We start from the raw sequence: 25,844 nt of genomic DNA, 5'->3' as shown, positions 1-25,844 counted from the left end.
GCGGGCGTCTACCGAGCACCGCAAACGAACTGTGCTACGCGCGGTAATCTTGGTAGGACTTCTCCTCGACCAGCGGCGAGCCCAGCTTGAGGTTGATCTCGCGCTTGATCACCGCGCGCTCGTCGTTGCGGTAGTACACCGAGCGGGCCAGTTCGATGAAGCTGGCGTCGAACACCTGCGCGCGCTCTTTCAGGCGGATGCGATCCTCGATGTCCCACAGCACCTCATTCACGGCGAGCAGGCGTGCGCGGGCGTCGGCAATGTCGGTATGCGAGGCCGGATGCGCCGCCCACGTCGCGTTGAGCAGGTCGAGCTCGATCCTGACGTTGGCGAGCTTGGCCGGGTCGGCAATGCGACGCGCCTTGATTTCGAGGATGGTGATCTTGTCGATCAGCTCGCCGTAGGAGATCGGGGTCTGGATCTGGTTCATCGGGATCACGCCGCGTGGGAGGGAAAGAAGGCGCCATCCTGCACCAGTTTGCAGGCGGCGCGCACGTCGCCGTCGAGCGCGCGGTCGCGGTGCAGGAACGCGATTTGTCCGCGCAGGAGGTCATGCGCGCGGCGCACATCGGCGCCGGCGTGGAAATCCCGTGCCGCAGCCAGTGCCGCGGTCAACTGCTGCACCTCGGTCACGAACTGCGCATAGTGCGGCTGGCCTTCGCGCGGGGCATAGTTGACCTTGGCCGCCAGCGCCTGCCAGCCGCCGCGCTGCGCCAGCCGCCGCGCGGCGTTGAGCATCTTCTGGCGGTAATCCAGCGCTTGAGCAGCGGCGTACAGCTCCAGCGCCAGCACATGCCCGAGGTCGTCGATCATCTCCAGCACGTGGCGCGCTTCGTTGGCGCCCATGGAGACGTGATCCTCGGCGTTGGCGCTGGTCGGGATCGAATACACGCTGGCCGGGTGCGCGCGTGTGGCCAGGTCGTTGACCAGCGCGGCGGCGGTGTACTGCACGATCATGAAACCCGAATCGGTGCCGTCCTCGTTGCCGGTGAGGAACGCCGGCAGGCCGTCGTTGTTGGCCGGGTCGACGAGCTTGTTGAGCCGACGCTCGGAAATCGACGCCAGTACCGGGATCGCCGCCTTCACGTAGCTCATCGCCAGCGCCAGCGGCATGCCGTGGAAGTGGCCGGCGGAAATCACCTGATCCTCGATGTGCGGCTCGTCGGCGTTCTCGGGGAACACCAGCGGGTTGTCGGTGACCGCATTGAGTTCGATGTCGTAGACGCGGCAGGCCTGCAGCCAAGCATCTCGTACCGCGCCGTGCACCTGCGGCATGCAACGCAGGCAATACGCATCCTGCGGCTGGTGCTTCTTGCCGCCCTTGAACGGCAGAAAGCGTTGGTAGAACGCCTCGCGCCCGTGGCGCTGGTTGGCCGGCACCCAGTCCCAGCCGATGTCGAAGCTGAGCGCCTGGTCGTCCGGCTCGGTCCACGCATCCGCCGTCCAAGGCTTGAAGTGCGGCACCAGGTGATACGGGATGTCCACCAGCGTCGAGCCGGCCACCAGCGCGCGCAGGTGCGCTGCCACGGCAACCTGCCCCGGGTGCGGACGCAGCGCGTGCACTTCCTCGCGCAGGGCGCCGCTGCGGCCGGCAAACGCTTCGAGCGTCATCGCCGCCGCGAGGTCGGCGGTGTCCAGCAGCTTGCCCAGGTCGTGCAGCGCGAGCGAGCCGGTCGCCAGCATCTGCGCCGTGCCGTTGTTCAGCGCCAAACCTTCCTTGAACGACAGGCGGATCGGCGTGAGACCGGCGCGCTTCAATGCCTCCGCGCCCGGCAGGCGCTCGCCCTGCCAGAACGCCTCGCCGCCGCCGAGCAGCACGATCGCCAGATGCGACAGCGGCGCGAGGTCGCCGCTGGCGCCCACCGAGCCTTTTTCCGGCACCACCGGCACGATGCCGGCATTGAGCATCGCGACCAGCGCCTCGAGCGTCTCGACGCGGATGCCGGAGTGCCCGCGCATCAGCGTGTTGATGCGGATGCACAGCATCGCGCGCACCACGTCCGGCGCAAACGGCTTGCCCACGCACACCGCGTGGGTGGTGATCAGGTTGTGCTGCAGCTCTTCCAGCAGGGTGCCTTCCGCCGCGTGCGGGTTGCCGCCGGGCAACTCGTCGCGCACGCGGTGCGCGCCCAGGAGCTTGTCCGCATTGCTGCCGAAACCCGTGGTGACGCCATAGGTCGGCTCACCGCAGTTGACCTTCTCGGCGAGGAAATCCGCCGCCCGCCGCACGTGCACCAGTTGCGCCTGATCGAGCGCCACCTGTGCGCCCTCGCGTGCCACCGCCACCAACTGCAGCCGGGTCAGGCTGCTGCCATCCAGAACGATCGTTGTGCTCACTGTTGCCCCCGAAAACGAAACCGCTGCACGGCGTCTGCGCGCCGCATCAGCCCATGACCGCCGCCTGCTCGATCTCCACCCGCAGGGTCTTGACCAGTTCGGCACGCGGCACTTCGAACTGGTCGCCACGGCGCAGGTCCTTCACCGTGACCACGTGTTTTGCCAACTCATCGTCGCCCACGACCACGGCAAAGCGGATGCCGGCGCGGTCGGCATACTTGAACTGCTTGCCGAGTTTGCCCTCTTCCAGCACCACCTCGGTGGCAATGCCGGCCGCGCGCAGTTCGCCGGCCAGCGCGAGGTACGCCGGCAGCTTCGTCGCATCCATCTGGGTGACCAGCACGTCGACCGTGCTGCGCGCAGTGCCGATGAGGCCGGCTTCGCGCAGCTGCCAATAGAGGCGGGTGAGGCCGATGGAAATGCCGACGCCCGGCAGGTGCGACTTGGTGTACTGCCCGGCCAGGTTCTCGTAGCGCCCGCCGGAGCACACCGAGCCGATCTGCGGGTGCTCGTTGAGCGTGGTCTCGTACACCGTGCCGGTGTAGTAGTCGAGGCCGCGCGCGATCGAAAAGTTCAACGCGAAATGCGTCTCCGGCACGCCGAAATCATGGATCAGGCGCAGCACTTCCTTGAGTTCGTCGCGCCCCTGCTCCAGCGCCTCGGGGCCCGCGCCCAGCGCGTCGAGCTTGGCGAGCGCGTCGGCCAGCGAGGTGGAGCGCACCTGCACGAAGGCAAGGATCCTGTCGGCCACTTCGGCGGACAGCCCGAACGCATCGCCGGTAAGGGTTTCGCGCACGTACTCGGCGCCGCGCTTGTCGAGCTTGTCCACCTCGCGCAGCACCAGCATCTGCTGCTCGCCGTCGGCGATGCCGAGACTCTCGAAATAGCCGCGCAGCAGCCTGCGGTTGTTGAGCTGGATGGTGAACGGCCCGATCGCCAGCTCGCGGAACACGCTGTAGATCACTGCCGGCAACTCGGCGTCGTAGCGGATCGACAAGGCGTCCTTGCCGATCACGTCGATGTCGCACTGGTAGAACTCGCGGAAGCGCCCGCGCTGCGCGCGCTCGCCACGATACACGCGCTGCATCTGGTAGCGGCGGAACGGGAAGCTCAGCTCGCGCTCGTGCTCGGCCACGTAGCGCGCCAGCGGCACCGTGAGGTCGAAGCGCAGCGCCAGCTCGGGCACGCTCTCGGCGTGCTTCCCCAACGCGCCGGTGGATTCCACGAAGTACACCTGGCGCTCGGTCTCGCCGCCGGTTTTGGTCAAGAGCACGCTGGAGTACTCGATCACCGGTGTTTCCACCGGCACGAAGCCGAAACGCTCGTAGTTGCGGCGGATCGTGTCGAGCATGCGCTGGAACGCGATCTGGTCGAGCGGCAGGAGTTCGAGCACGCCGGGCATCGTGCGAGCCTGGGTAAGCGCCATGGAGACCTCAGGATGGGAAGGAAGGCCGTGCGCCGGACGCCACGACCGCGGCCGCCAAGATTAACAGAACGCCCCCGCCGGCCGCCGCCCACCACCGCCGTCGCGCACCGCGTGTATTGCGCGGCGCAACGCGCGTCGCTAACATACGCGGCTCCCGCGGGGTGTAGCTCAGCCTGGTAGAGCGCTACGTTCGGGACGTAGAAGTCGCAGGTTCAAATCCTGTCTCCCCGACCAATGGTTCATCGAAAAAGCCGGCCTTGCGCCGGCTTTTTCGTGTGCACGATCAGGGGATTTCCGCCATCGCCGCCAACCGATCCAACTCGGTGTCGAGGAAACCGGCTTCCAAGCGCGCGGGGCGGTTGAACGGGCCGCGCATGCGGGCGCCGGCGTAGTCGCGGAGCAGTTGGAAGAAGGTTTCGAACGGGTCGCGACCGTCGCGCTCGCAGCACCAGCGAAACCAGCGGGTGCCGGCGGCGACGTGGGCGACCTCCTCGGCCAGGATCACCTCGAAGGCGGCGATGGTGCGGGTATCGCCGGCCTGGCGCAGGCGCTCGATCATGCCGGGGGTGACGTCCAGCCCGCGCGCTTCGAGCACGCGCGGCACCAGCGCCATGCGCGCGAGGTCGGAACCGGCGGTTTTCTCGGCCATTTCCCACAGGCCGTTGTGGGCATCGAAATCGCCGTAGGCGTGGCCGAGCTCGGCGAGGCGCGCGGCGAGCAGGGCGTAATGCCGCGCCTCGTCGTTGGCGCAACTGGCCCAGTCGCGGTAATAGGCGGCGGGCATGCCGCGAAAGCGGTAGACGGCATCCCACGCGAGGTTGATGGCGTTGAACTCGATGTGGGCAATGGCGTGCACCAGCGCCGCGCGGCCCTCGTCGCTGCCCAACCCGCGATGCGGCACGCCGCGCGCGCTGACGAGGCGCGGTGTGGGCGGGCGGCCCGGTGCACCAATGGGCAATGGCGGCGGCGAGGCGGGATCGGGGAACAACGTGCCGGTCGCAACGGCGGCCCACGTTGCGTGCGTCAACCGGCATTTTTCGGCGGGGTCCGCAGCGTCGAGGCAGGTTTTGGCGGCAGCGTGGAGGTCGATCATGGGGAGCTCCGCGAGCACGACCCCTTGCCCCAACCCACTCTCCAGAAGGGAGAGCGGGAAAAACTTCGGTCCATCCCGCAAGGGAACCGGGAGAAAAGCTTCGCCCGATCAGGCACAGTGACGCGCGGCTTTGGCGTCGTCCGAGCGCAGGAGTTCGATCTGTTCCAGGTAGTGCTGGTCCAGCCCGGTGACATAGCGGCCGTCGAAGCACGAAGCATCGAAGTGCTGCAGGTCTTCGTTGCCGTCCTGCACCGCCCAGACGAGGTCGGCGAGATCCTGATACACCAGCCAGTCGGCGCCGAGCTGCTGCTGCACTTCGGCGTCGGTCTTGCCGGCGGCGATCAGCTCGTGGGCGGAGGGCATGTCGATGCCGTACACGTTGGGGTAGCGCACCGGCGGCGCGGCGGAGGCGAAATACACCTGCCTGGCGCCAGCGTCGCGTGCCATCTGGATGATCTGCCGCGAGGTGGTGCCGCGCACGATGGAGTCGTCCACCAAGAGCACGTTCTTCTTGCGGAATTCGAGCGGGATGGCATTGAGCTTGCGGCGCACCGATTTCACCCGGTCGCCCTGCCCCGGCATGATGAAGGTGCGGCCGACATAACGATTCTTGACGAAGCCCTCGCGAAACGGCACGCCCAGCGCTTCGGCCAGGGCGCTGGCGGCGGTGCGTGCGGTGTCGGGAATGGGGATGACCGCGTCGATGCCGTGATCCGGCCGCTCGCGCTTGATCTTTTCGGCCAGGCGCTGGCCCATGCGCAGGCGCGCCTTGTAGACCGAGACGTTCTCGATCATCGAATCCGGGCGCGCGAGGTAGACGTACTCGAAAATGCACGGTGCGTGCATTGCACCGTCGGCGCAGTGCCGCGTAAAGAGCTGGCCATCGTCCGTGATGAACACCGCCTCGCCGGGCGCCACGTCGCGCATCAGCTTGAAGCCAAGCACGTCGAACGCCACCGACTCGGAGGCCACCGCGTACTCATGACGGCTGCCGACCACGCGCTCGCCAAGCACCAGCGGACGGATGCCGTTGGGATCGCGGAACGCCAGCAACCCGTAGCCGAGCAGCAATGCGATGCAGGCGTAGCCGCCGCGCGCGCGCGCATGCAGCGCCGCTACCGCCTTGAACAGGTTGTCCGGAGTGAGCGCCATGTGTTCCTGGATCTGCAGCTCGTGCGCCAGCACATTGAGCAGCACCTCGGAGTCCGAATCGGTGTTGATGTGCCGGCGATCGTCCTCGAACATCTCCTTGCGCAGCGCCTCGGTGTTGACGAGGTTGCCGTTGTGGCCAAAGGCGATGCCGTAGGGCGAGTTGACGTAGAACGGCTGCGCCTCGTCGACCCGGTCCGAACCCGCGGTGGGGTAGCGGCAATGGCCGATGCCGATGTGGCCGACGAGCTGGCTCATCGCGCCCTGGTTGAACACGTCGCGCACCAGCCCGCGGCCCTTGTGCAGGCGCAGGTGCGAGCCGTCGACGGTGGCGATGCCGGCGGCATCCTGGCCACGGTGCTGCAACACCGTGAGTCCGTCATAAAGCGCCGACGCCACTTCCGTCGTGCCGACGATGCCGATGATTCCGCACATGATGTGAACCTGCTACGGGTGATTCGGAGAAGAAACACTGGAGGCCGGCGCGGGAGCCGCGCCCGGCTGGGATAACGGCAGCCTTGCCGGCAACTTGCGCAGCGCGTCGCCGACCTTCACCTGGTCAAGCTTGGTGCGCACTGCAGCCGAGACCTGTGCCGGCGCGAAATGCTCACGCACCCCGGCAGGCACCTGCTGGCCAAGCCATATTGTCGCGCGTTGGAACGGCGGTAGCAGCACCGATTGCTGCCACGCCGCCTCGCGCGTGAGCACGGTGAACTGGGCAAGAAACACCATCACGCACACCAGCAGCACGCCGCGCACCAGGCCAAACAGCATGCCCAGCGTGCGATCGGTGCCGGAGAGCCCGGCCGTGGCCAGCAGCCGGTGCACGAGAAAACGCACCAGCGCACCGAGCACCAGCACCAGCACGAAGCACGTCGCGTACCCGGCCGCCACGCGCACCGCCGGCAGGTGGATGAAATCCATTCGGCCGGCTACCGCCGGCCCCAGCAACCATGCCACCCACACCGCCGCCAGCAAGGTCACCAGCGACAGCATCTCGGACACCAGCCCGCGCCACAGACCGACCAGCACCGACAGCGCCAGCACGGTGAGGATGATGTAGTCGATGCCGTTCATGCGATGGCCGCGACCTGGCTCAAGGGACGCTGACGACGTTGCCGCCGATGCCGAGCTTGGCCTTGATCTGCTCCTGCACGCGCATCGCATCCGCGCGCTGCGTCTGCGGGCCGGCGCGCACGCGCCACAGGCGCTTGCCGCCCACGGTCACGCTGTCGACAAAACCATCGAAACCGCCGGCACGCAACTTGTCGCGCAACGCGTTGGCATCCGCTTCGCTGCCCAACGCCGCAAGCTGCACCGCATAGCTACCCGCACGTGCAGCCGGTTGCGGTGCAGGCGCAGGCGCCGCATGACCTGCTGCTGGCTGTGCGGCAGGCGCTGGCACCGGTTTGGATGCAATCGGCTTGATCGGCGTCGCGGCAACGTTGGAATCCGCATGGCCCAAGCCTTCCACCAGCTTCGCCGGCACCCCGGGAATGGACTGAGTGATCTTGAGCCGCGCCGCTTCGGCGGCGGCGCGCGAATCGAACGGACCAGCAGTCACCAGCGTGAGCTGCTTGCCGGCCTGGGTAATCATCCGCGTCAGCACCGGGTAGCCAAACCCGCGCACGCGGCGCACGAGGTGATCGACGCTGCTGGCATTGGCATACGCGCTGAGGTTCAGCACGTACAAGGCGTGGCCGGTCGCGGCCACGGCCGGTGCCGCGGCGGTCGTCACCGGCGCGGTAGCCGGTGCGGGGGCTGCTTTCGCAGGCACGGTCGTCGCCACCGGCTTGCTGGTACTGGCCGCCCCCTGCAGCGGAATGACAGGTTGCGACGGCGAGGCGCCCGAACCCATCACCGGGCCGGCCGGCGCGGCCTTTTTCGGTGCGGCGGCATCGGTACCGACATCGGTTGGCCGGCGCGAGGGAATGTTCACGCTCGCCAGGCCACCTTCACCCGTCCGCCCCTCGGTTGGCGCCGATGCACTCGCCGCAGGCACTTGCGTCGACGGTGCGACCGTACCGCTGCCCGCCGGCGCGTCCGGCGACAAGCTCATGGTGCGCGTCTGCAGGTTGCCGTCCTGGGCCGGCGGGATCGCCAGGCTCACCGCCTGCTCGGTGCTGGTGGCCGGTGATGGATTGCTGGGGAAAAACATCGGTACAAAGATGACCAGCAGGGCAATGAGAACGACGGCCCCCAGCAGACGGGTTTTCAAGAGTTCGCTCCGAGGTGGCCAACTCGGCCAGCAAAGCGGCAATTATACCTGCGTGCGGCAAATCGTCGGATCACGCCGTTTCCTGACCACGATCAACCCGCGTGCACACGCCGCCGCCTAGCTTCGGGGTACTGACTCCGGGAGCCTGACATGTCCTTCGATATCGTGGTTATCGGCGCCGGCCCGGCCGGCTTGTGTTTCGCCCGCACCCTGGCCGGCAGCGGCCTGCGCGTGGCACTGGTCGAGCGCCAGAGCGAGGCCCAATTGGCAACGCCGCCGGACGACGGGCGCGAAATCGCCATCACCCACTACTCACAACGCCTGCTGCGTGAACTGGGCCTGTGGGGCGAGCTGCGCGCGGAAGAAATCGGCACTCTGCGCGACGCCAAGGTGCTCGACGGCAACGACCAGCGTGGCCTGCTGTTCCACCACGAGGAGGCCGGTGCCGCGCAACTGGGCTGGCTGGTGGGCAACCACGCCATTCGCCGCGCCGCGTTTGCCCAGGCCAGCGCCGCGTCGGATGTCACGTTGTTGGCCGACACCCAGGTCACCGCTGTGCAGACCACTGCCGCTGGCGCCGAAGTCAGCCTGGCAAACGGCGAAACCCTGCATGCCAAGCTGGTGGTCGCTGCCGACAGCCGGTTCTCCGAAACGCGCCGTGCCATGGGCATCGGCGCGGAAACCCGCGATTTCGGCAAGACCATGCTGGTGCTGCGCATGCACCACGACATCGCCCACGAGCAGGTTGCCTGGGAATGGTTCGCCCACGGCCAGACGCTGGCGCTGTTGCCGCTGCACGACGCGCACACCTCGTCGGCAGTGCTGACCCTGCCGCCGGCGGAAATGCGCGAGGTGCTGGCGCTGGACGATGCCGCGCTCGGCGCCGCGATGGCTGCCCGCTTCCAGCACCGCCTGGGCGCCATGGAAGTAGCCGGTCCACGCTGCGCCTACCCACTGGTGGGGGTGTACGCCAACCGTTTCGTCGCCCAGCGCTTCGCCTTGATCGGCGATGCCGCCGTGGGCATGCACCCGGTCACCGCGCATGGCTTCAACTTTGGCCTGCTTGGCCAATACACGCTGGCCAGCGCCCTGCATCGCGCGGCCAATCGCGGTGGCGACATTGCCAGCGCCTGGCTGCTGCGCGGCTACGAACACCGGCATCGCCTGGCAACGCGACCGCTGTACCTCGCCACCAACCTGCTTGCCGGCCTGTACACCGACGATCGGCGCGCCACCCGCCTGGTGCGCAAGCTGGCGTTGGGTGCCGGGGTGCGCGTCACTCCGTTCAAGCGGATGGTGATGGCCGGCCTGACCGCCGACCGCGGCGGCATACCGCTGCCCTCGCCGCTGCGCCTGCTGCAGGCACGCTGAAGAAGCGCAGTCATGCCGGCTTCGGCCGCCAACGGCGCGGTCGGCTCCGGGATGGCGCCGCGGGTTTACCAAGAGCGTGAAGCGCCGCCATCAGGGCGCGCAAAAAACCCGATGCGGCCTTTTCGCAAAAGCCGCATCGTGCATGGTCGTGTCCGTTCGGGCAGCACGCCCGCCGTCCTCAAGCGAACGGGTCTTCCAGCATCATGGTGTCGTCGCGGTCGGCGCCGGTGGCGACGATGGAGAGTTTGCAGCCGGAGAGTTCTTCCACCGAGCGCAGGTAGGCGCGCGCAGCGGCGGGCAGCTTGTTCCAGTCGCGGATGCCGGCGGTGGATTCTTCCCAGCCGGGGAATTCGAGATACACCGGCTTGCACTCGTCCCAGCCATCGGCGTCGAGCGGCGCCAGTTCGCGACGTTTGCCGCGGTACTCGTAGGCCACGCAGACCTTGATCGTCTTCAGGCCATCAAGCACGTCGAGCTTGGTGATCGCCAGGCCATTGATGCCGTTGATCTGCACGGCGCGCTTGAGCGCGACGAGGTCGATCCAGCCGCAGCGGCGCGGACGCCCGGTACTGGCACCGAACTCATTGCCCTTCTTGCGCAGGAGCTCGCCCATCTCGTCGTTGAGCTCGGTGGGGAACGGGCCGCTGCCGACGCGGGTGGCGTAGGCCTTGCAGATGCCCAGCACGTAGTCGATGTCGTGCGCGCCGATGCCGGTGCCGGCCAGCGCGCCGCCGACCGTGGTGTTGCTGGAGGTGACGTAAGGATAGGTGCCGTGGTCGATATCGAGCAGCGCGCCCTGCGCGCCTTCGTACAGGATGCTGCCGCCGTCACGGCGCACGTCGTGCAGGATGGTGGAAACGTCGTCCACCAGGGGCCGGATGTACTCGCCCCATTCCATGGCGCTGTTCAGCACGGTTTCGTAATCGACCGGCTCGGCGTGGAACCAGTTGATGAGGATGAAGTTGTGGTACGCCACGACGGCCTTGAGCTTCTTCGGCAGTTCGTGCGGGTACATGAGGTCGGCCACGCGGATCGAGCGGCGCGCCACCTTGTCCTCGTAGGCCGGGCCGATGCCGCGCCCGGTGGTGCCGATCTTGCCGGCGCCGGCGGCGGCTTCACGCGCTTTGTCCAGCGCAATGTGGTACGGCATGATGAGTGGTGTCGCCGGGCTGATCTTCACCCGCGAGCGCACCTCGACGCCGTTGGCCTCGAGCGCGGCGATCTCCTGGATCAGCGCCTCCGGCGAGAGCACCACGCCGTTGCCGATCAGGCACAGCGCGTCGTCGCGCAGGATGCCCGAGGGGATCAGGTGCAGCACCGTCTTCTTGCCCTTGATGACCAGCGTGTGCCCGGCGTTGTGGCCGCCCTGGAAACGCGCCACCGCGCTGACCCGCGCGGTCAGCAGGTCGACGATCTTGCCTTTGCCTTCATCGCCCCACTGTGCCCCAAGGATGACGACTGACTTGCCCATGATGATCTCGCTCAAGTTGGTTCGCCCGCGGTGGGGCGATGACAGTGACCAGATTCGCCATCCTTGGCTCATCAAGTCACCCGGCCTGCGGCATCCTGCCTCCGGCGTTCGCCGGGACGGAATGCCTTCGGGCATTCCGTCAAACCCCGGCTCACCCCCACTGGGCCCCGAGGATGACGACTGACTTGCCCATGATGATCTCGCTCACAAACGAACGGCCCCGCATGGCAGGGCACGGAAAGGAAAGCCGCCGACGTCAGCGCTTGCCGGCGTCCGGCTTCTCGAAGTAGTGCAGGAACTCCGAATCCGGCTTGAGGATCAGCACGCTCTTGCCGTTTTCGAACGCCTTGCGGTAGGCCGCGAGGCTGCGATAGAACGCGTAGAACTCCGGATCCTGATTGTAGGCCTGCGCGTAGATCGCCGCTGCCTGCGCGTCGCCTTCGCCACGTACCTTCTCGGCATCGCGCTGCGCATCGGCGCGCAGCACCTGGCCCTGGCGATCCGCATCGGCCTTGATCTTTTCGGCCTCTTCCTGACCGGTGAAGCGCAACTCGTTGGCCAGCTGCGAGCGCTCGGCACGCATGCGCTTGTACACCGATTCGCTGACCTCGTCGGGCAAGTCGATGCGCTTGATGCGCACATCGACCACGGCGATACCGAGGTTCTTGCGCGCCGAGGCATCGGTCTGCTGGCGCACGCGCTCGGTGATGTCCTTGCGCCCGCCGGCGATCAACTCCTGCAGCGTGCGCGCATTGAATTCGAAGCGCAGCGCATCCTTGACGATCGGCGAGAGGCGCTGCTCGGCCTGCAGCTCATCGCCGCCGGTCGCGCGGTAATACGCGGCGTTGTCGGCAATCCGCCACTTCACGTAGAAGTCGACGTTGACGCTTTTCTTCTCCGAGGTGAAGTAACGCTCGGGCTGTGCGTCGAGCGACAGGATGCGCTTGTCGAAATGCAGCACCTGTTGCACCACCGGCAGCTTGAAGTGCAGGCCCGGCGGGTAATCGGCACGCACGATGCGGCCAAACTGCAGCAGCAGTGCGCTCTGCCCTTCGTTGACCATGAACATGCTGTTCAGGCCAAGCAGCAACACGGCAACCGCAACCGCAATGGCGACGATCCGTTTCATGGCTGCTTCTCCTTGCCCGTTGCCGCATCGGTGGGCGCCACCGTCGGTGTCGTCGCAGCTGCCGCGCGGGTACCGACATCGCTGGCGTCACGCGGCGCCACGCCCACGGGCAGGTTGATGATGTTGCGGCCGCCGGAGCCGTCGATCACCTTGGCGTTTTCGGCAGTGATCTCCTGCATGGTCTCCAGCCACAGGCGTTTGCGCGTAACCGCTGGCGCAGCCTTGTACTGCGCCAGCATCAGATCGAAGCGCGCGGTGTCGCCTTGCGCGTGGGCAATGCGTTCGGCCTTGAAGCCCTGCGCCTCGGCCACGATGCGCGCGGCGTCGCCGCGCGCCACCGGAACCACCTTGTTGGCGTAGGCCAAGGCGCTGTTCTCGGTGCTCTGTTTGTCTTCGCGCGCGGTGTTGACGTCGTCGAAGGCATCTTTCACCTCAGCCGGCGGCGCCACGTTCTGGAAGCTCACCTCGGTCACGCGCAGGCCGCTGTGGTACAGGTCGAGCGTGTGCTGCAGGTGCTTTTGCGCATCGGTGACGAGATTGGCGCCCGCCGCCGACAGCACCTGATCCATGTTGCTGCCGCCGATCACCGAGCGCACCGCGGCCTCGGCCGCGGCACCCACGCTGGCGTCCGGGTCGCTCACCGAAAACAGGTATTTGCGCGCGTCGTCCACCTGATACTGCACGGTGAAGTCGATGGTGAGGATGTTCTCGTCGCGCGTCAGCATCGACATGCGGTCGTTGAGCGAGCGGATGCGCGTGGCCTCCACCTTGTCCACCGACTCGAACGGCTGCGGCAACTTCAGGTGGAACCCGGGCGGCAGCGTGCGTGTATACGCGCCAAACCGCAGCACCACGCCGACTTGCCGCGCACCGATGACGGTGTAGCTGCTCATCAGCAGACCGACGAGAACCAGCACCACGATCGCAGTCATCACGCTGCCGGGGCCACGACCGAAACCGCCAAACAGCTTGCCGAACTGCTTGAGTATCTGGTCGGGCGCAAATTTGTTGTTTCCGGGGCGCTGCCGGTTCCACGGATCGCGCTGCCCGCCACCGGGTTCATTCCATGCCATGGTCAGTCTCCGTCAGGCAGCGGGGAAGCCGGCAGCTTGCGCCGGAACGAGTCGGTTGGGACGTGAATGGCATGAAGCGTGACCAAGCTGCCTGTCAAAAGGGGCGCCGAGCGGTTTTTGGCCGCGCAAACCACTGGGATTCTAGCAGACGATGCCATGGTCATCCCGCACGGCGCCGAGCAGGTCGCGCATGAGTACGGCATCCGGTGCATTGCCCACGCCAAGCGGAGCCAGCACCCGCAGGGCGGCGTCGATCTGGAGGTTCCAGCCCTGCTCGTCCACGCTTTCCGCAGCAATGGCGCCCACCGCACGCAGTTGCGCGTGCAGCCGGCCGGCAGTCAACGGCAGGTTCCAGCCAGCCTGGATGCGCGTGCCGCCGAGCAGCTCCCCGAGCGCATCGCGCAATAGATCAACGCCCGTGCCGGCGGCCGCCGACAACCACACCGCCTGCGGCTTGCCGGTGGCGTCGCGGTCGAGGCGCGGCGCCACCGCGGCGGCCGCTTCGCCATGGCCGGGCAGGAGGTCGATCTTGTTGAACACCTGCAATTGCGGCACATCGCCGGCACCGATTTCTTCCAGCACCTGATCGACCACCCGCCGCAAGGCCTCGCGCTCGTCGTCGGCAGCATCGCTGACGTGCAACAGCAGATCGGCGTCGCGCGCTTCGGCCAGCGTGCCGCGGAACGCGGCCACCAGGTCATGCGGCAACTCGCGAATGAAACCCACGGTGTCGGCCACCACCACGGCGCCGCACGCGAGGTCGTCGAGACGCCGTACCGTGGGGTCAAGCGTGGCAAACAGCTGGTTGGCGGCATACACGCCACCGGCGGTCAGCGCGTTGAACAGGGTGGACTTGCCGGCGTTGGTGTAGCCGACCAGCGCCACCCGGGGAACCGTATTGCGCAGCCGCGCGCGGCGCTGCTGGCCGCGTTGGGTCTGCACCCGATCCAGCCGCTTGGTGAGCTGCTTGACGCGCTCGCCCAGCAGGCGGCGGTCGGTTTCCAGCTGGGTTTCGCCGGGGCCGCGGTTGCCGATGGCGCCACCGCGCTGGGCATCCAGATGGCTCCACCCACGCACCAGCCGGGTGGCGAGGTGCTTGAGCTGCGCCAGCTCCACTTCAAGCTGGCCTTCGTGCGAACGCGCCCGCTGCGCGAAGATGTCGAGGATCAAGCCGGAGCGGTCGACCACCCGCGCACTGACGTGCTTTTCGAGGTTGCGCTCCTGCACCGGCGTGAGCTGGTGGTCGACCAGCACCAGGTCGGCCTGCTGGGCGCGCACCAGCTCGGCCAGTTCATCGGCCTTGCCGCTGCCGATGTAGAAGCCGGGATTCGGCACCTCGACCCGCGCGGCCAGTTTGCCCACGAGCTCAGCGCCGGCCGAACGGGCCAGCTCGCTGAACTCGGCGGTGCGGCGCGCCAGCTCGCTGCCGCCGCGCGCATGCGGCAGCACGAGCACGGCGCGCTCGCCTTTCTTTTGACGATCAAACACGGTTGGCTGAAACCTCGGTCCAAAATCGGTGGCACAACGACACCGCTTGAATGAGGGCAGCGACGCCGCGGATCAAGCCTCGGCAGGCTCGCTCGACGGCTCGCCGTCGACCGGGGCGTCATGGCCCTCATGGCCACTGCCGATGCGCACGTTGCGGCTGGGCACCACGGTCGAGATGGCGTGCTTGTAAACCATCTGGCTGACCTGGTTGCGCAGCAGCACCACAAACTGGTCGAACGACTCGACCGTGCCCTGCAACTTGATGCCGTTGACGAGGTAGATCGCCACCGGCACGCGCTCGCGGCGCAATGCATTGAGGAACGGGTCTTGCAACGATTGTCCCTTGGACATTTCTTGTTCTCCCCTGATCGGCTATCCGGGCCGGGGAAAAGACGCCGCTGGCGCCCCGGCCCAACCTGGGCGATGTTACCTGTGTTCCACGGCGCGAAGGAAGCGGTATTTCATCGAAACGGGACTGAGGATTCGGGATTGGGGATGCTGAAAAGCACGCCTCGGCAAATAGCGACGCATCTGGGAGCGGGCTTCAGGCCAGCAAGTACGACGCGCTGCATCAACTCCCGAGAAACGGCCCGACAGCCGCCGCAGCGCGTGCCAGCGGCGGCGCCATGTCCGAGTCGATCACGCGGGCGTCCAGCTCGGCGCGCAGCCAGGTCATTTGCCGCTTGGCGAGTTGGCGGGTGGCAAAGATTGCGCGTTCGCGGAAGGCCTCGCGACTGCCCTCGCCCTCCAGCCACGCCCAGCCTTGGCGATAGCCGACGGCGCGGATCGCCGGCAGGTCGGCGTGCAGATCGCCGCGCGCATGCAGCGCGCGCAATTCCGACTCGAAACCGGCGGCGAGCATGGCGTCGAAGCGCTGCGCGATGCGCACGCGCAGGCCGTCGCGATCACTTGGCACCAGGGCGAGTTTCAGCACCCGCCACGGAAAGCGGACGCGCTGCCCTGCGCCGTGCAGGACGCTGAGCGGCTTGCCGGTCAACGCGATGACCTCGAGTGCGCGCTGCACGCGCTGCGCATCGTTCGGCCCCAGGCGTGCCGCCGTCGGCGGATCGAGTCGCGCCAGCCGCGCGTGCAGCGCCGGCCAGCCGAGCTGCGCCGCCTCGGTCGCCAGTTGCGCACGCACTGCGGGATTCGCGTCGGGCAAAACCGCCAGCCCTTGCTGCAGGGCACGAAAGTACAAACCGGTGCCGCCAACCAGCAACGGCACACGGCCCTGTGCCGTTGCCGCCGTCATCGCCGCCAGGGCATCGGCGCGGAACTCCGCCGCCGAGTACGGCTGCGCCGGGTCACGAATGTCGATCAAGGCGTGCGGGTGGCGCGCAAGCGTCGCCGCATCCGGCTTCGCCGCGCCGATATCCAGGCCGCGATAGACCAGCGCGGAGTCGACGCTGATGAGCGCCAGGGGAAAGCGCTCGGCCAGCGCGCACGCCAGGGCGGTCTTGCCCGAGGCCGTGGGCCCCATCAGGAAAATCGCCGGTGGTCGGGTGTCGATGGACATGCGTGATCGAAGCAGGCGGGCCGCAAGCGTAGCGCACGGCAGCTGGACAAGTTTTCAGCAATCCGTGCCAAACGCCTGAGTTGCCGGGACGAATCGCCGTTGTCCACAGGCTTGTCCCCGGCCTTTCCACATCGGCGGTGGACAACTGCCGTCACCGTGCTCCCCGTCGGGCTGAAGCCCACCTCACGGCGGCCAGTCGGGCATCGGGCCGACGGACCAAAACGCAGAAGGCCGCCATGTCAGCGGCCTTCTGCTGCGTGCGCGCGGGCGCGGCGATCAGCGCAACCCGACGCCCATCTCGCGCAACAGGTTGTCCGCGTGGTCGAGGTGGTGCATCACCCACAGCATGTAGCGCACGTCGACCTGGATCGAGCGGTTGAGCTGCGGGTTGAACAACCAGTCACCGCTGACCGACTCCCAGTTGCCGTCGAAGGCGAGGCCGACCAGTTGCCCGTGCGCATCGAGCGCGGGCGAGCCGGAGTTGCCGCCGGTGATGTCGAGGTCGGCGAGGAAATCCACCGGCAACGTGCCGAGTTTCGGCGAGGCGAAACCGTCGAACGCCTTGGCCTTGATCGCCGCGATTTCCGCCTTCGGCGCGTTGAACGGCTCGACCCCGGTGTCCTTCTCGACGATGCCGGCCACCGTGGTGAACGGCGCGTAGCTCACGCCATCGCGCGGCGCCACACCCTGCACGTTGCCGAAGGTGACGCGCAGGGAGCTGTTGGCATCCGGGTACACCGGCAGGCCCTGCGACTGCTTCCACGCGATCATCGCCTGCATGTAGCGCGGGCGCAGCTTGCTCATGTCGCCGGCACGCGCATCCTCGGCATCGGCGATGCGCTTGAGCTCGGGCTGCACGGCGCGTGCGAGCTCCAGCATGCTGTCGGAGCTGGCGTCGATCGCCTTGCTGTCGGCGGCGAACCACTTGAGCCGGTCGTCCTGGCGGTCGAGCTGGCTGCCCGCGTAGAGCGCGGCGACCTTCGTCTTGAGCTGCGCTGGCGTGCTCGCGCCGTCCAGCCACGCGTCGAGCGCGGGCAGGCGCTGTGCCGCCGGCAACTTCACGTAGCGGGTCAGGCCATACACCATGAATTGCTGGTCCACGCCCGGATCGAAGCGGCGGTCGAGCTGCTTCAGGCCGCCTTCGATGCGCACCCAGTCACGCTGCTGGTAACCGGCATCGCGGTCGAGATCAGCCTTGGGGCGCTCCTTGGCCAGATGCACCAGACGCACGCCGGTGCTGAACAGCGCCGCGCGGTTGACCAGCCCCAGTGCCAAGTCGCGCTCGCGGTCGGCACGCTCGGCGGCGATGGCGGTGCGCAGCTTGCCGATGTCCGCGGCCAGCGCCGCGTTCTGCGCGCCGCCCTGCTTCTGCAACCAGGCTTCCAGCTCGGCCTCCTGGGTGCGCTTGACCGCCACCGCGTCGGCGCGGCGCAGGCCTTCGAGCTGGCCGCCGAAATTCTTCAGGTAGTTGTTGAGCCCGGCGACCATGCTGGCGTACTTCACCGCCACCTTGGGGTCGGCCTTGCCGGCGGTGTTGATGATGTCGAGCGTGTCCTGGTAGACGCCGATCTGGGTCGGATACGTGTAATCAATCGCGCTCCGGACTTCGTCCGCCAAGCGGTAGCGGTTGGTGCGACCGGGATAGCCGGTGACCATCACGTAATCGCCGGCTTCCACGCCCTTGGCATTGACCTTCAGTACATGCCTGGGCTGGTACGGCACGTTGTCCTTGGCGTATGCCGCGGACTTGCCGTCCTTCGACACGTAGGCGCGCAGGTAGCCGAAATCGCCGGTGTGGCGCGGCCACATCCAGTTGTCGACGTCGCCGCCGAATTTGCCGATCGACTCCGGCGGCGCATAGACCAGGCGCACGTCCTTGATCTCGAGCTGCTTGATGAGCTGGTAGCTGTAGCCGCCGTGGAAGGTGTAGACGTCGCAGCGGTAGCCGTCGCTCTCGCACGCCTTGACCTCGGCCTTGATCGCCTGCTCGATCGCCTTGTGGCGCGCGGCGCCATCCATCGACGCGCCGAGCTTGGCGGTGATGGCCGGGGTGACGTCGCGGATTTCCTCGGTGACGAACACGCGCGAGGACGGACCGGCGGACAGCTCCTCGCCCTGCGTCCTGGCGAGGAAGCCCTTCTCGATCAGGTTGTTTTCCGGCGTGGAGTTGAGCTGCAGCGCGCCGTACACGCAGTGGTGGTTGCTGACGATGAGGCCCGCGGGCGACACGAACGACGCGGTGCAGCCGCCCAGGCTCACGATCGCGCCGAGCGGATACGCGGTGAGGTCGGCGAGGGTCTTCGGGTCCAGCTTCAGGCCATGCTGCTGCAGCGTGGCCGCGATGCCGGGCAACTGGGCCGGCTGCCACATGCCTTCGACGGCGTGGGCGGACGAGATGAGGCCGAACGACACGGCCGTGGCAAGCAAGAGTCGACGCACGAAAACCTCCGGGTGGGGAACCGCGACGTGCACATGCCGCCGCAACAACTTGCGACTTATGCCTGACTCCGTTCACGCCGGCATATGCCGCAAGTCACGCTTGGATTCCCGGCCGCCACCCCAAGCCGCATCGCAGCGCGGTTTCCGCCGCCGTCGACGCTGCGCTGCACGACGGCTGCCCACGGCAGGCGCCCTATAATTTGCGGCGTTCCGCCCGCCGCGCGGGCATGTCCACTGGAAGTCCCCCATGCCGCAAATGATGAAAGCCCTGGTCAAACGCAAACCCGAACAGGGCATCTGGATGGAAGAGGTGCCGGTGCCGGAAATCGGCCCGAACGAAGTGCTGATCAAGGTGGAAAAAACCGCGATCTGCGGCACCGACCTGCACATCTACAAATGGGACGAATGGAGCCAGCGCACGATCAAGCCGGGCACCACCATCGGCCACGAGTTCGTCGGCCGCATCGTGGCCATGGGTGCCGGCGTCACCGGCTACCACGTCGGCGATCGCGTCTCCGCCGAAGGCCATATCACTTGCGGCCACTGCCGCAACTGCCGCGCCGGGCGTCCGCACCTGTGCCCGCACGCGTTCGGCATCGGCGTGAACCGCGACGGCGCGTTCGCCGAATTCATCGCCATGCCGGCCACCAACCTGTGGCCGATCCCGGACCAGATCCCATCGGAGCTGGCCGCGTTCTTCGACCCCTACGGCAACGCTGCGCACTGCGCGCTGGAGTTCAACCTGATCGGCGAGGACGTGCTGATCGCCGGCGCTGGCCCGATCGGCGTGATCGCCGCCGGCATCTGCAAGCACGTCGGCGCGCGCAACGTGGTGGTCACCGACGTCAACGACTATCGGCTGAAGCTGGCCGCCGACATGGGCGCCACGCGCGTGGTCAACGTTGCCCACCAGTCGATCAAGGACGTGGTGAAGGACCTGCACATGGAGGGCTTCGACGTGGGCCTGGAAATGAGCGGCAACCCGCGCGCGTTCAACGACATGCTCGACGTGATGTACCACGGCGGCAAGATTGCGATGCTCGGCATCCAGCCCAAGGGCGCCACGGTGGATTGGGACAAGGTGATCTTCAAGGGCCTCACCATCCAGGGCATCTACGGCCGCAAGATGTTCGAGACCTGGTACAAGATGACGCAGATGGTGCTGACCGGCTTCCCGCTGCAGAAGGTGCTCACCCACCAGTTGCCGATCGCCGAGTTCCAGAAGGGTTTCGACCTGATGGCCGAGGGCCAGTGCGGCAAGGTGGTCCTGAGCTGGACCTGATGCTGAACGGCGACGGCGGCCGGGCGTCGCCGTCGCAACGCATCGACATGCGACCTACGTAAACTCGCGGCATCCGGCCGCACCTTGTCGAACGGCCGTCAACCGGGAGTGGTTCCATGACGGACGCGACACCATCACCGACCCACTCGTGGCGCGCCGTGCTTGCCACCCGCCTGCGCGGCCTCGGACGTTCGCGCCGGGTGCGCCGCTGGAGCGTGGGGATCATCGCGGCGGTCGTCGTGTTCGGGCTGCTCGGCTTCTTTGCGCTGCCACCGATCCTGCGCAGCCAACTGCAGAGCCGGCTGAGTGCCCTGCTGGATCGGCCGGTCACCATCGCCGCGGTGCACTTCGATCCCTACACGCTGCGGCTGCAGGTCGACCAGCTGCACATCGCCGACCGCGACGGCCATTCGCCGTTCGTGGACATCGACCGCGCGGTGGTCAACGCTTCGTGGACGTCGCTGTTCCGCCTGGCACCGGTACTGGACGAGGTGGCGCTGCGCAAGCCGCGCATCCAGGTGACGCGCACGGCGCCGCAACGCTTCAACTTCTCCGACCTGATCGACAAGTTCACGAAGCAGCCCTCGCCGCCGGATGCGAAGCCACTGCGTTTCGCCCTGTCGAACATCCAGGTCAGCGACGGCAGCATCACGTTCAACGATGCGGTGACGAAATCCGTGCACCACGTCGACCACCTCGACCTCGGTATCCCGTTTCTCGCCAACCTGCCGCGCGACACCAACGTGTTCGTGCAGCCGCTGCTGGCGATGACCGTCGACGGCAGCCCGATCCGCATCACCGGCCACACCAAGCCGTTTGCATCCACCCGCGAGTCGGTGGTGCAACTCGGCCTCGATGGCGTCGACCTGCCGCGGTACCTCGGCTACCTGCCGACCACGCTGCCGTTTGTGCTGCCGCGCGGCACACTGTCCGGCCAGGTGGCGGTGCATTTCGTGCAGGCGCCTGCGGGGCCGCAGGTTCGTCTCGGCGGCGAGCTGCAACTGGACCGCTTCGCACTGGCCACGCCTGCCGGCACGCCGATCCTCGAACTCGGTCATGCCGCGGTCGCGCTGGACGACGTCGAGCCATTGCGCTCGCACTACCACTTCGGCGCCATGCGGCTGGATGCGCCGAGCGTGCATTACGTCCGTGGTCCCCACGGCACTTCCAACTTCGATGCGCTAACCGGCGGCAGTCCAACGGCAACCCCGGCAAAGATCCCGGCCGCGCCAACGACGGCAAGTCCGGCGACGGATCTGCGGATCGCCTCGATCACGCTGCAAGGCGGCAGTGTCGACTACACCGACCGCAGCAGCGGCGGCAAGCCGGCAACGCTCGCACTGACCAACCTGCACGGCACCCTGCAGGGCCTGGCCACGCTGTCCGCCCCGCCGGCAGCCGTGGATATCCAAGCCACGCTCAACGGCGGTTCACTCGCGGCCAAGGGCAAGCTCGATCTTGCCGCCCACCAGTACGTCGGCAGCCTTGCCGCCACCGGCGTCGGCATCGCGCCGCTGCAGGGGTTTGCCCCGCCCTTGCTGGCCGCGGACATCGCCTCGGGCACGCTGGACGCCGGCGGTCAATGGCGCGTCGACTGGAGCCGCGCGACCCAGCTCAATCTGGAAAACGGCACCGCTGCCGTGCACGACCTTGCCTTGCGCAACGGGCAGCAGACCCCGCTGGCGCTGGCCTCGCTGGAGGCCGGCATCACCGGCTTCGACCTCGCGAAGCAGAGTGCCACGCTTGACCACGTGGCCGTGCGCGGCCTGCGGGTCGATGCGCGACGCAAGGCCGACGGCACCCTGTCGATGGGGAACCTGATCAAGCCGCAGGCCCCGGCGCACGGGGCTCCCGCCGGGACCCCGTGGCACTGGACGATCGGCCAACTGACGGTGGACGCCAGTACGCTGACCGTCGCTGCGGACAACCCCGCCAGGTCACGGCACGCAACCGAAGTGGCTCTGCGCCACGCGCAGCTCGACGGCCTGTCGGACGATTTCCGCAAGCCGGTCAAGCTTGCGCTCGAGGGCGGTGTCGGCCGCGGCAGCGTGCACGTGGACGGCACCGTCCGCCCCGAACCGCTCACGGCCGCGCTGCGGGTACGCAGCAGCCGGCTCGACATCGCCGCGTTGAAATCGCTGGTCAGCGTGCCACTGAACGTCACCATCTCCAGCGCGCTGGTGAGCGCCGATGGCCGCCTGAATTACCGGGCGCGCAGCACCCAGCCGCTGATCGACTGGCGCGGCCGGGTGACGCTCGGCAACGTGCGCGTGCGCGACAAGCTGACCGGGGATGATTTCCTGCGCTGGAATTCACTCACCGCCGATGGCATGAACGTGCGCATGGGCGACGAGGTACCGCACGTCGCCATCGCCGGCCTCGCGCTGAACGACTTCTACGCCCGCGTCATCATCAACGCCGACGGCCACGTGAACCTGCGCGACGTGGTCGCCAACCCGGAGGCGAATCCGGTATCGGTGACGCGCGCCGCGCCGACCACCGCCAACGCCCCCGCGCCGGCGGCGCCCACCGCACCGGCTGCCGCGGCGCCCGCAGCCACTCCCGCGGCCGACATCCAGATTGGCAAGATCACGCTCGCACGCGGGCATCTCAACTACACCGACAACTTCATCAAGCCGAACTACACCGCCGACATCACCAACCTCGACGGTTCGATCGGCAGTTTCGGCACCGCGGGCGGACCACCGGCCGCGGTGAGCTTGCAGGGGGAGCTGGACAACAACTCGCCGGTGAACATCACCGGCACCATCGATCCGTTGGCACCCGTGGCGGCGCTCGACATCAAGGGCAAGGCCGACGGGGTCGAGCTGACCCACATGTCGCCGTATTCGGGCAAGTACACCGGCTATCCGATCACCAAGGGTCGCCTCACCGTCGACGTGCACTACCAGCTCGACCACGGCAAGCTGACCGCCGACAACCACCTGTTCATCGACCAGCTCACCTTCGGCGACCGCATCGAGGGCCCCGGCATCAGCCACCTGCCGGTGAAGCTTGCAGTCGCACTGCTCAAGAACTCGCAGGGGCAGATCGACGTGCACGTACCGGTTTCCGGCTCGCTCGACGACCCCCATTTCAGTATCGGCGGACTGGTATGGCAGGCGTTCGTGCACCTGATCGGCCGCGCCGTGACCTCACCGTTCCGCCTGCTCGGCGCCGCGTTCGGCGGCAGCGGCGACCAGGATCTCGGCCAGGTGGCGTTCGCCCCCGGCAGCGCGGTGCTGGATCCGGCCACGCAAACGCAACTGCAGAAAGTGGTGCGGATGCTGGCGCAGAAACCCGCACTCAAGTTGAACATCACCGGGCGCGCGGCGCCGGCGCTCGACGAGGCTGGCCTGCGCAAGGTCACCGTCGACGACCTGATCCGCCAGGAGGCCGGCGACGCGGCCGGCACCGGCGAACTCTCCGCGGCGCAAACCGACAAATACCTCAAGAAAGCCTACCGCCACGCGAGTTTTCCCAAGCCGCGCGACGCCATCGGCCTGACCAAGTCGCAGCCGCCGGACGTGATGCGCAAGCTGCTCGAAGCCAACGTGCCCACCGACACCGATGCCATGCGCCACCTTGCCGAACGGCGCGCCGATGCGGTGCGCGCGTGGCTGCGCGGCAAGATCGCCGACGACCGCGTGTTCGTGCTGGCGCCAGTGGTGGACACCGGCAAGTCCAAGGACGCGGGCACGCCGACGCGGGTCGATCTCGGTCTCACGCAGTGAATCGCTGACTGGCCGGCATTCTCCGGGCGCCCGCCGCCTCGACGTCGGCAAACCCCGAATGGCTGCCATGCAAGGCGGTCCTGTAGCGCCTGCTGCAATGGGTTTTGGATGCGCACACCGAAAGACCGACAATGCACTCCTCTCCCACCCAGGATCCGATCATGAGCTACCCCGCACAGGCGCGCTTCGCCAGTGAACTCGATGCCATCCGCGAACAAGGCCTGTTCAAGGCCGAACGCGTGATCGTGTCGCCGCAATCGTCCGAAATCACCCTGGCGGACGGGCGCAAGGTGCTGAACTTCTGTGCCAACAATTACCTGGGCCTTGCCGACCACCCGGCGGTGATCCAGGCGGCGAAAGAAGCACTCGACAGCCACGGCTTCGGCATGGCCAGCGTGCGCTTCATCTGTGGCACGCAGGATCTGCACAAGACGCTGGAGGCGCGCATCGCGCACTTCTTCGGCACCGATGACGCGATCCTCTACGCCGCCTGCTTCGACGCCAACGGCGGGCTGTTCGAGCCGCTCCTGGGCGAACAGGACGCGATTATTTCCGACGCGCTCAACCACGCCTCGATCATTGACGGCATCCGCCTGTGCAAGGCCAAGCGCTACCGCTACGCCAACAGCGACATGGCTGACCTGGAAAAGCAGTTGCAGGCCGCCGACGCGGCCGGCGCGCGCACCAAGCTGATCTCCACCGATGGCGTGTTCTCGATGGACGGCTTCATTGCCAAGCTGGATGAAATCACCAAACTCGCGGCGAAATACCACGCGCTGGTGCACATCGACGAAAGCCATTGCACCGGCTTCGTCGGCGCCACCGGCCGCGGCTCGGCCGAGGTCAACGGCGTGATGGACAAGATCGACATCTTCACCAGCACGCTTGGCAAGGCGCTGGGCGGCGCGCTCGGTGGCTTCACCACCGGCCGCGCGGAAATCATCGAGATGCTGCGCCAGCGCTCGCGCCCGTACCTGTTCTCCAACTCGCTCGCGCCGCATCTGGCAGCCGCCGCGATCAAGGTGTTCGACCTCCTGGAATCCGCGGGCGAACTGCGTGAGACGCTCAACGCCAATACCCGGCATTTCCGCGAAGCCATGACGCGGGCCGGCTTCGACATCAAGCCCGGCGTGCATCCGATCGTGCCGGTGATGATCTACGACGCGAAGAAGGCGCAGGCGATGGCCAACGCCCTGCTGGACGAAGGCATCTATGTCACCGGGTTCTTCTATCCCGTGGTGCCGCAGGGCCAGGCCCGCATCCGCACCCAGATGAGCGCGGCGCACACGCGCGCACAACTCGACCGCGCGATCGCCGCGTTCACCAAGATTGGCAAACAGCTCGGCATCATCGCCTAGGCAGTCGGGCGCCCACCCAAGCGCGCCACCTCGGCAGCATCGAGGTGGCGCCACTGGCCCTTGCCGAGATTGCCCAGCGGCAAATCACCGATTGCCACCCGGATCAGCCGCAGCACGTCAAAACCGAGCGCCGCGAGCAAGCGCCGGATGTGACGATTGCGACCTTCATCCAGCACGATCTCAATCCAACAATTCTTCTCGCCGCTGCGTAGCAGCGTGGCGCGTTGGGCGCGCAACCGCTCGCCGGCGTCCACGACGCCGCCTTGCATGGCGGCCAACGCCGCAGCGTCCACCTGGCCAGCCACCTGTACGCGATAGGTCTTGGCCACGTGCGTCGAAGGCTCCGTGATGCCCGCCGCCCACTCGCTATCGTTGGTCAGAAGCAGCAAACCCTCGCTGGCACGGTCCAGCCGCCCGACCGGACCCAGCCAGGGCAAGCCGGCCCCTGCCAGCAGGTCGTAGACCGTGGTGCGGTCATGCTCGTCGGCCGCGCTGACCACGCTGCCGCGCGGCTTGTTGAGCGCGATGTACACCCGGGTGGGTGCGGCCACGGCCACTCCGTCCAGCTCGATGCGCTGATGCGCCGCGTCCGTCGGCATCTCCGGATCACGCACCAGCCGGCCATCCACCCGCACGCGACCCGCGCGCACGGCGATTTCGGCCTGACTGCGCGAACACGCGCCAAGCTTGCTCAGCACGCGGGCAATGCCGTGGCGGGACGAAGCCGGTTTGGATACTGATGTCATGACAAGCCCAAGGA

At 67.4% G+C, this 25,844-nt stretch carries 19 protein-coding genes and 1 tRNA gene; 5 read left to right on the top strand and 15 right to left on the bottom strand.

Annotation, left to right across the window (positions count from 1 at the left end; all coding sequences use genetic code 11):
* Window positions 1-34: 34 nt before the first annotated feature.
* From AC3WP6_RS05660 to hisS, 3 genes are read right to left on the bottom strand one after another with little or no spacing between them, the layout of a single operon-like run.
* On the bottom strand, window positions 35-430 hold the full coding sequence (locus AC3WP6_RS05660) for a DUF6165 family protein (RefSeq protein WP_492626817.1): 396 nt from the start codon (window positions 428-430) through the stop codon (window positions 35-37).
* A 5-nt stretch (window positions 431-435) separates the two neighbouring features.
* Window positions 436-2,337 carry an HAL/PAL/TAL family ammonia-lyase gene (locus AC3WP6_RS05655; protein WP_492626816.1) on the bottom strand — a complete coding sequence of 634 codons (1,902 nt, stop codon included), beginning with the start codon at window positions 2,335-2,337 and terminating at the stop codon, window positions 436-438.
* A gap of 46 nt (window positions 2,338-2,383) precedes the next feature.
* Complete coding sequence (hisS, locus tag AC3WP6_RS05650; protein ID WP_492626815.1) at window positions 2,384-3,763, bottom strand: histidine--tRNA ligase; 1,380 nt, start codon at window positions 3,761-3,763, stop codon at window positions 2,384-2,386.
* Window positions 3,764-3,920: 157 nt separating this feature from the next.
* Here hisS and AC3WP6_RS05645 point away from each other — a divergent pair.
* Window positions 3,921-3,997: transfer RNA gene (locus tag AC3WP6_RS05645), tRNA-Pro, on the top strand.
* A 49-nt stretch (window positions 3,998-4,046) separates the two neighbouring features.
* On the opposite strand, the gene AC3WP6_RS05640 is transcribed toward AC3WP6_RS05645, so the two are convergent.
* From AC3WP6_RS05640 to AC3WP6_RS05625, 4 genes are all read right to left on the bottom strand, one after another.
* Window positions 4,047-4,856 carry a ferritin-like domain-containing protein gene (locus tag AC3WP6_RS05640; RefSeq protein ID WP_492626814.1) on the bottom strand — a complete coding sequence of 270 codons (810 nt, stop codon included), beginning with the start codon at window positions 4,854-4,856 and terminating at the stop codon, window positions 4,047-4,049.
* 108 nt (window positions 4,857-4,964) lie between these two features.
* Window positions 4,965-6,440: an amidophosphoribosyltransferase gene (gene purF / locus AC3WP6_RS05635; protein WP_492626813.1), complete on the bottom strand. Its 1,476-nt coding sequence runs from the start codon at window positions 6,438-6,440 to the stop codon at window positions 4,965-4,967.
* Window positions 6,441-6,452: 12 nt separating this feature from the next.
* The gene (locus AC3WP6_RS05630; protein ID WP_492626812.1) at window positions 6,453-7,082 is read right to left on the bottom strand and encodes a CvpA family protein; all 630 of its coding nucleotides are present in this window, start codon (window positions 7,080-7,082) and stop codon (window positions 6,453-6,455) included.
* A gap of 19 nt (window positions 7,083-7,101) precedes the next feature.
* Entirely contained in the window at window positions 7,102-8,223 is a 1,122-nt protein-coding gene (locus AC3WP6_RS05625; RefSeq protein ID WP_492626811.1) for an SPOR domain-containing protein, read from the bottom strand.
* A 150-nt stretch (window positions 8,224-8,373) separates the two neighbouring features.
* On the opposite strand from AC3WP6_RS05625, the gene ubiM reads away from it, so the two are divergent.
* On the top strand, window positions 8,374-9,594 hold the full coding sequence (gene ubiM / locus AC3WP6_RS05620; RefSeq protein WP_492626810.1) for a 5-demethoxyubiquinol-8 5-hydroxylase UbiM: 1,221 nt from the start codon (window positions 8,374-8,376) through the stop codon (window positions 9,592-9,594).
* 178 nt (window positions 9,595-9,772) lie between these two features.
* Here the strand turns inward: ubiM and AC3WP6_RS05615 are convergent, their stop codons facing one another.
* The 7 genes from AC3WP6_RS05615 to AC3WP6_RS05585 form a co-directional block, all read right to left on the bottom strand.
* On the bottom strand, window positions 9,773-11,065 hold the full coding sequence (locus AC3WP6_RS05615; RefSeq protein ID WP_492628641.1) for an adenylosuccinate synthase: 1,293 nt from the start codon (window positions 11,063-11,065) through the stop codon (window positions 9,773-9,775).
* Window positions 11,066-11,321: 256 nt separating this feature from the next.
* Complete coding sequence (hflC, locus tag AC3WP6_RS05610) at window positions 11,322-12,194, bottom strand: protease modulator HflC (protein ID WP_492626809.1); 873 nt, start codon at window positions 12,192-12,194, stop codon at window positions 11,322-11,324.
* Window positions 12,191-13,267 (bottom strand): FtsH protease activity modulator HflK, encoded by a 1,077-nt coding sequence (gene hflK, locus AC3WP6_RS05605; protein WP_492626808.1) that lies wholly within the window; start codon window positions 13,265-13,267, stop codon window positions 12,191-12,193. The genes hflC and hflK overlap by 4 nt, the downstream gene beginning before the upstream one ends.
* A gap of 141 nt (window positions 13,268-13,408) precedes the next feature.
* Window positions 13,409-14,755: a ribosome rescue GTPase HflX gene (gene hflX / locus AC3WP6_RS05600; protein WP_492626807.1), complete on the bottom strand. Its 1,347-nt coding sequence runs from the start codon at window positions 14,753-14,755 to the stop codon at window positions 13,409-13,411.
* A 72-nt stretch (window positions 14,756-14,827) separates the two neighbouring features.
* Window positions 14,828-15,106 carry an RNA chaperone Hfq gene (gene hfq, locus AC3WP6_RS05595; protein WP_492626806.1) on the bottom strand — a complete coding sequence of 93 codons (279 nt, stop codon included), beginning with the start codon at window positions 15,104-15,106 and terminating at the stop codon, window positions 14,828-14,830.
* A gap of 220 nt (window positions 15,107-15,326) precedes the next feature.
* Complete coding sequence (miaA, locus tag AC3WP6_RS05590) at window positions 15,327-16,271, bottom strand: tRNA (adenosine(37)-N6)-dimethylallyltransferase MiaA (protein WP_492626805.1); 945 nt, start codon at window positions 16,269-16,271, stop codon at window positions 15,327-15,329.
* A 276-nt stretch (window positions 16,272-16,547) separates the two neighbouring features.
* Window positions 16,548-18,710 carry a S46 family peptidase gene (locus AC3WP6_RS05585; protein WP_492626804.1) on the bottom strand — a complete coding sequence of 721 codons (2,163 nt, stop codon included), beginning with the start codon at window positions 18,708-18,710 and terminating at the stop codon, window positions 16,548-16,550.
* A 247-nt stretch (window positions 18,711-18,957) separates the two neighbouring features.
* On the opposite strand from AC3WP6_RS05585, the gene tdh reads away from it, so the two are divergent.
* The 3 genes from tdh to kbl all read left to right on the top strand — a co-directional run bounded on the left by tdh (window position 18,958) and on the right by kbl (window position 25,084).
* Window positions 18,958-19,992, top strand: a complete 1,035-nt coding sequence (gene tdh, locus AC3WP6_RS05580; RefSeq protein ID WP_492626803.1) for an L-threonine 3-dehydrogenase — start codon at window positions 18,958-18,960, stop codon at window positions 19,990-19,992.
* A gap of 116 nt (window positions 19,993-20,108) precedes the next feature.
* The gene (locus AC3WP6_RS05575) at window positions 20,109-23,726 is read left to right on the top strand and encodes a DUF748 domain-containing protein (RefSeq protein ID WP_492626802.1); all 3,618 of its coding nucleotides are present in this window, start codon (window positions 20,109-20,111) and stop codon (window positions 23,724-23,726) included.
* Window positions 23,727-23,887: 161 nt separating this feature from the next.
* The gene (kbl, locus tag AC3WP6_RS05570; protein ID WP_492626801.1) at window positions 23,888-25,084 is read left to right on the top strand and encodes a glycine C-acetyltransferase; all 1,197 of its coding nucleotides are present in this window, start codon (window positions 23,888-23,890) and stop codon (window positions 25,082-25,084) included.
* On the opposite strand, the gene AC3WP6_RS05565 is transcribed toward kbl, so the two are convergent.
* The gene (locus tag AC3WP6_RS05565; RefSeq protein WP_492626800.1) at window positions 25,081-25,830 is read right to left on the bottom strand and encodes a pseudouridine synthase; all 750 of its coding nucleotides are present in this window, start codon (window positions 25,828-25,830) and stop codon (window positions 25,081-25,083) included. The two genes, kbl and AC3WP6_RS05565, sit on opposite strands and share 4 nt — an antisense overlap.
* Window positions 25,831-25,844 lie beyond the last annotated feature (14 nt).

The sequence above is a fragment of the Rhodanobacter sp. FW106-HT46G03 genome (assembly GCF_058789895.1).
Note: the sequence above shows the minus strand (reverse complement) of the source record. Positions and strands in the feature narration are given on the sequence as shown.

Excerpts from the sequence above, each read along its gene's own strand:
- hflK (WP_492626808.1), bottom strand. The coding sequence starts at position 13,267 with ATGGCATGGAATGAACCCGGTGGCGGGCAGCGCGATCCGTGGAACCGG.
- miaA (WP_492626805.1), bottom strand. The coding sequence starts at position 16,271 with ATGTCCATCGACACCCGACCACCGGCGATTTTCCTGATGGGGCCCACG.
- AC3WP6_RS05615 (WP_492628641.1), bottom strand. The coding sequence starts at position 11,065 with ATGGGCAAGTCAGTCGTCATCCTTGGGGCACAGTGGGGCGATGAAGGC.
- AC3WP6_RS05640 (WP_492626814.1), bottom strand. The coding sequence starts at position 4,856 with ATGATCGACCTCCACGCTGCCGCCAAAACCTGCCTCGACGCTGCGGAC.
- AC3WP6_RS05565 (WP_492626800.1), bottom strand. The coding sequence starts at position 25,830 with ATGACATCAGTATCCAAACCGGCTTCGTCCCGCCACGGCATTGCCCGC.
- hisS (WP_492626815.1), bottom strand. The coding sequence starts at position 3,763 with ATGGCGCTTACCCAGGCTCGCACGATGCCCGGCGTGCTCGAACTCCTG.
- hflC (WP_492626809.1), bottom strand. The coding sequence starts at position 12,194 with ATGAAACGGATCGTCGCCATTGCGGTTGCGGTTGCCGTGTTGCTGCTT.
- kbl (WP_492626801.1), top strand. The coding sequence starts at position 23,888 with ATGAGCTACCCCGCACAGGCGCGCTTCGCCAGTGAACTCGATGCCATC.
- AC3WP6_RS05630 (WP_492626812.1), bottom strand. The coding sequence starts at position 7,082 with ATGAACGGCATCGACTACATCATCCTCACCGTGCTGGCGCTGTCGGTG.
- hfq (WP_492626806.1), bottom strand. The coding sequence starts at position 15,106 with ATGTCCAAGGGACAATCGTTGCAAGACCCGTTCCTCAATGCATTGCGC.
- tdh (WP_492626803.1), top strand. The coding sequence starts at position 18,958 with ATGCCGCAAATGATGAAAGCCCTGGTCAAACGCAAACCCGAACAGGGC.
- AC3WP6_RS05575 (WP_492626802.1), top strand. The coding sequence starts at position 20,109 with ATGACGGACGCGACACCATCACCGACCCACTCGTGGCGCGCCGTGCTT.
- AC3WP6_RS05660 (WP_492626817.1), bottom strand. The coding sequence starts at position 430 with ATGAACCAGATCCAGACCCCGATCTCCTACGGCGAGCTGATCGACAAG.
- ubiM (WP_492626810.1), top strand. The coding sequence starts at position 8,374 with ATGTCCTTCGATATCGTGGTTATCGGCGCCGGCCCGGCCGGCTTGTGT.
- purF (WP_492626813.1), bottom strand. The coding sequence starts at position 6,440 with ATGTGCGGAATCATCGGCATCGTCGGCACGACGGAAGTGGCGTCGGCG.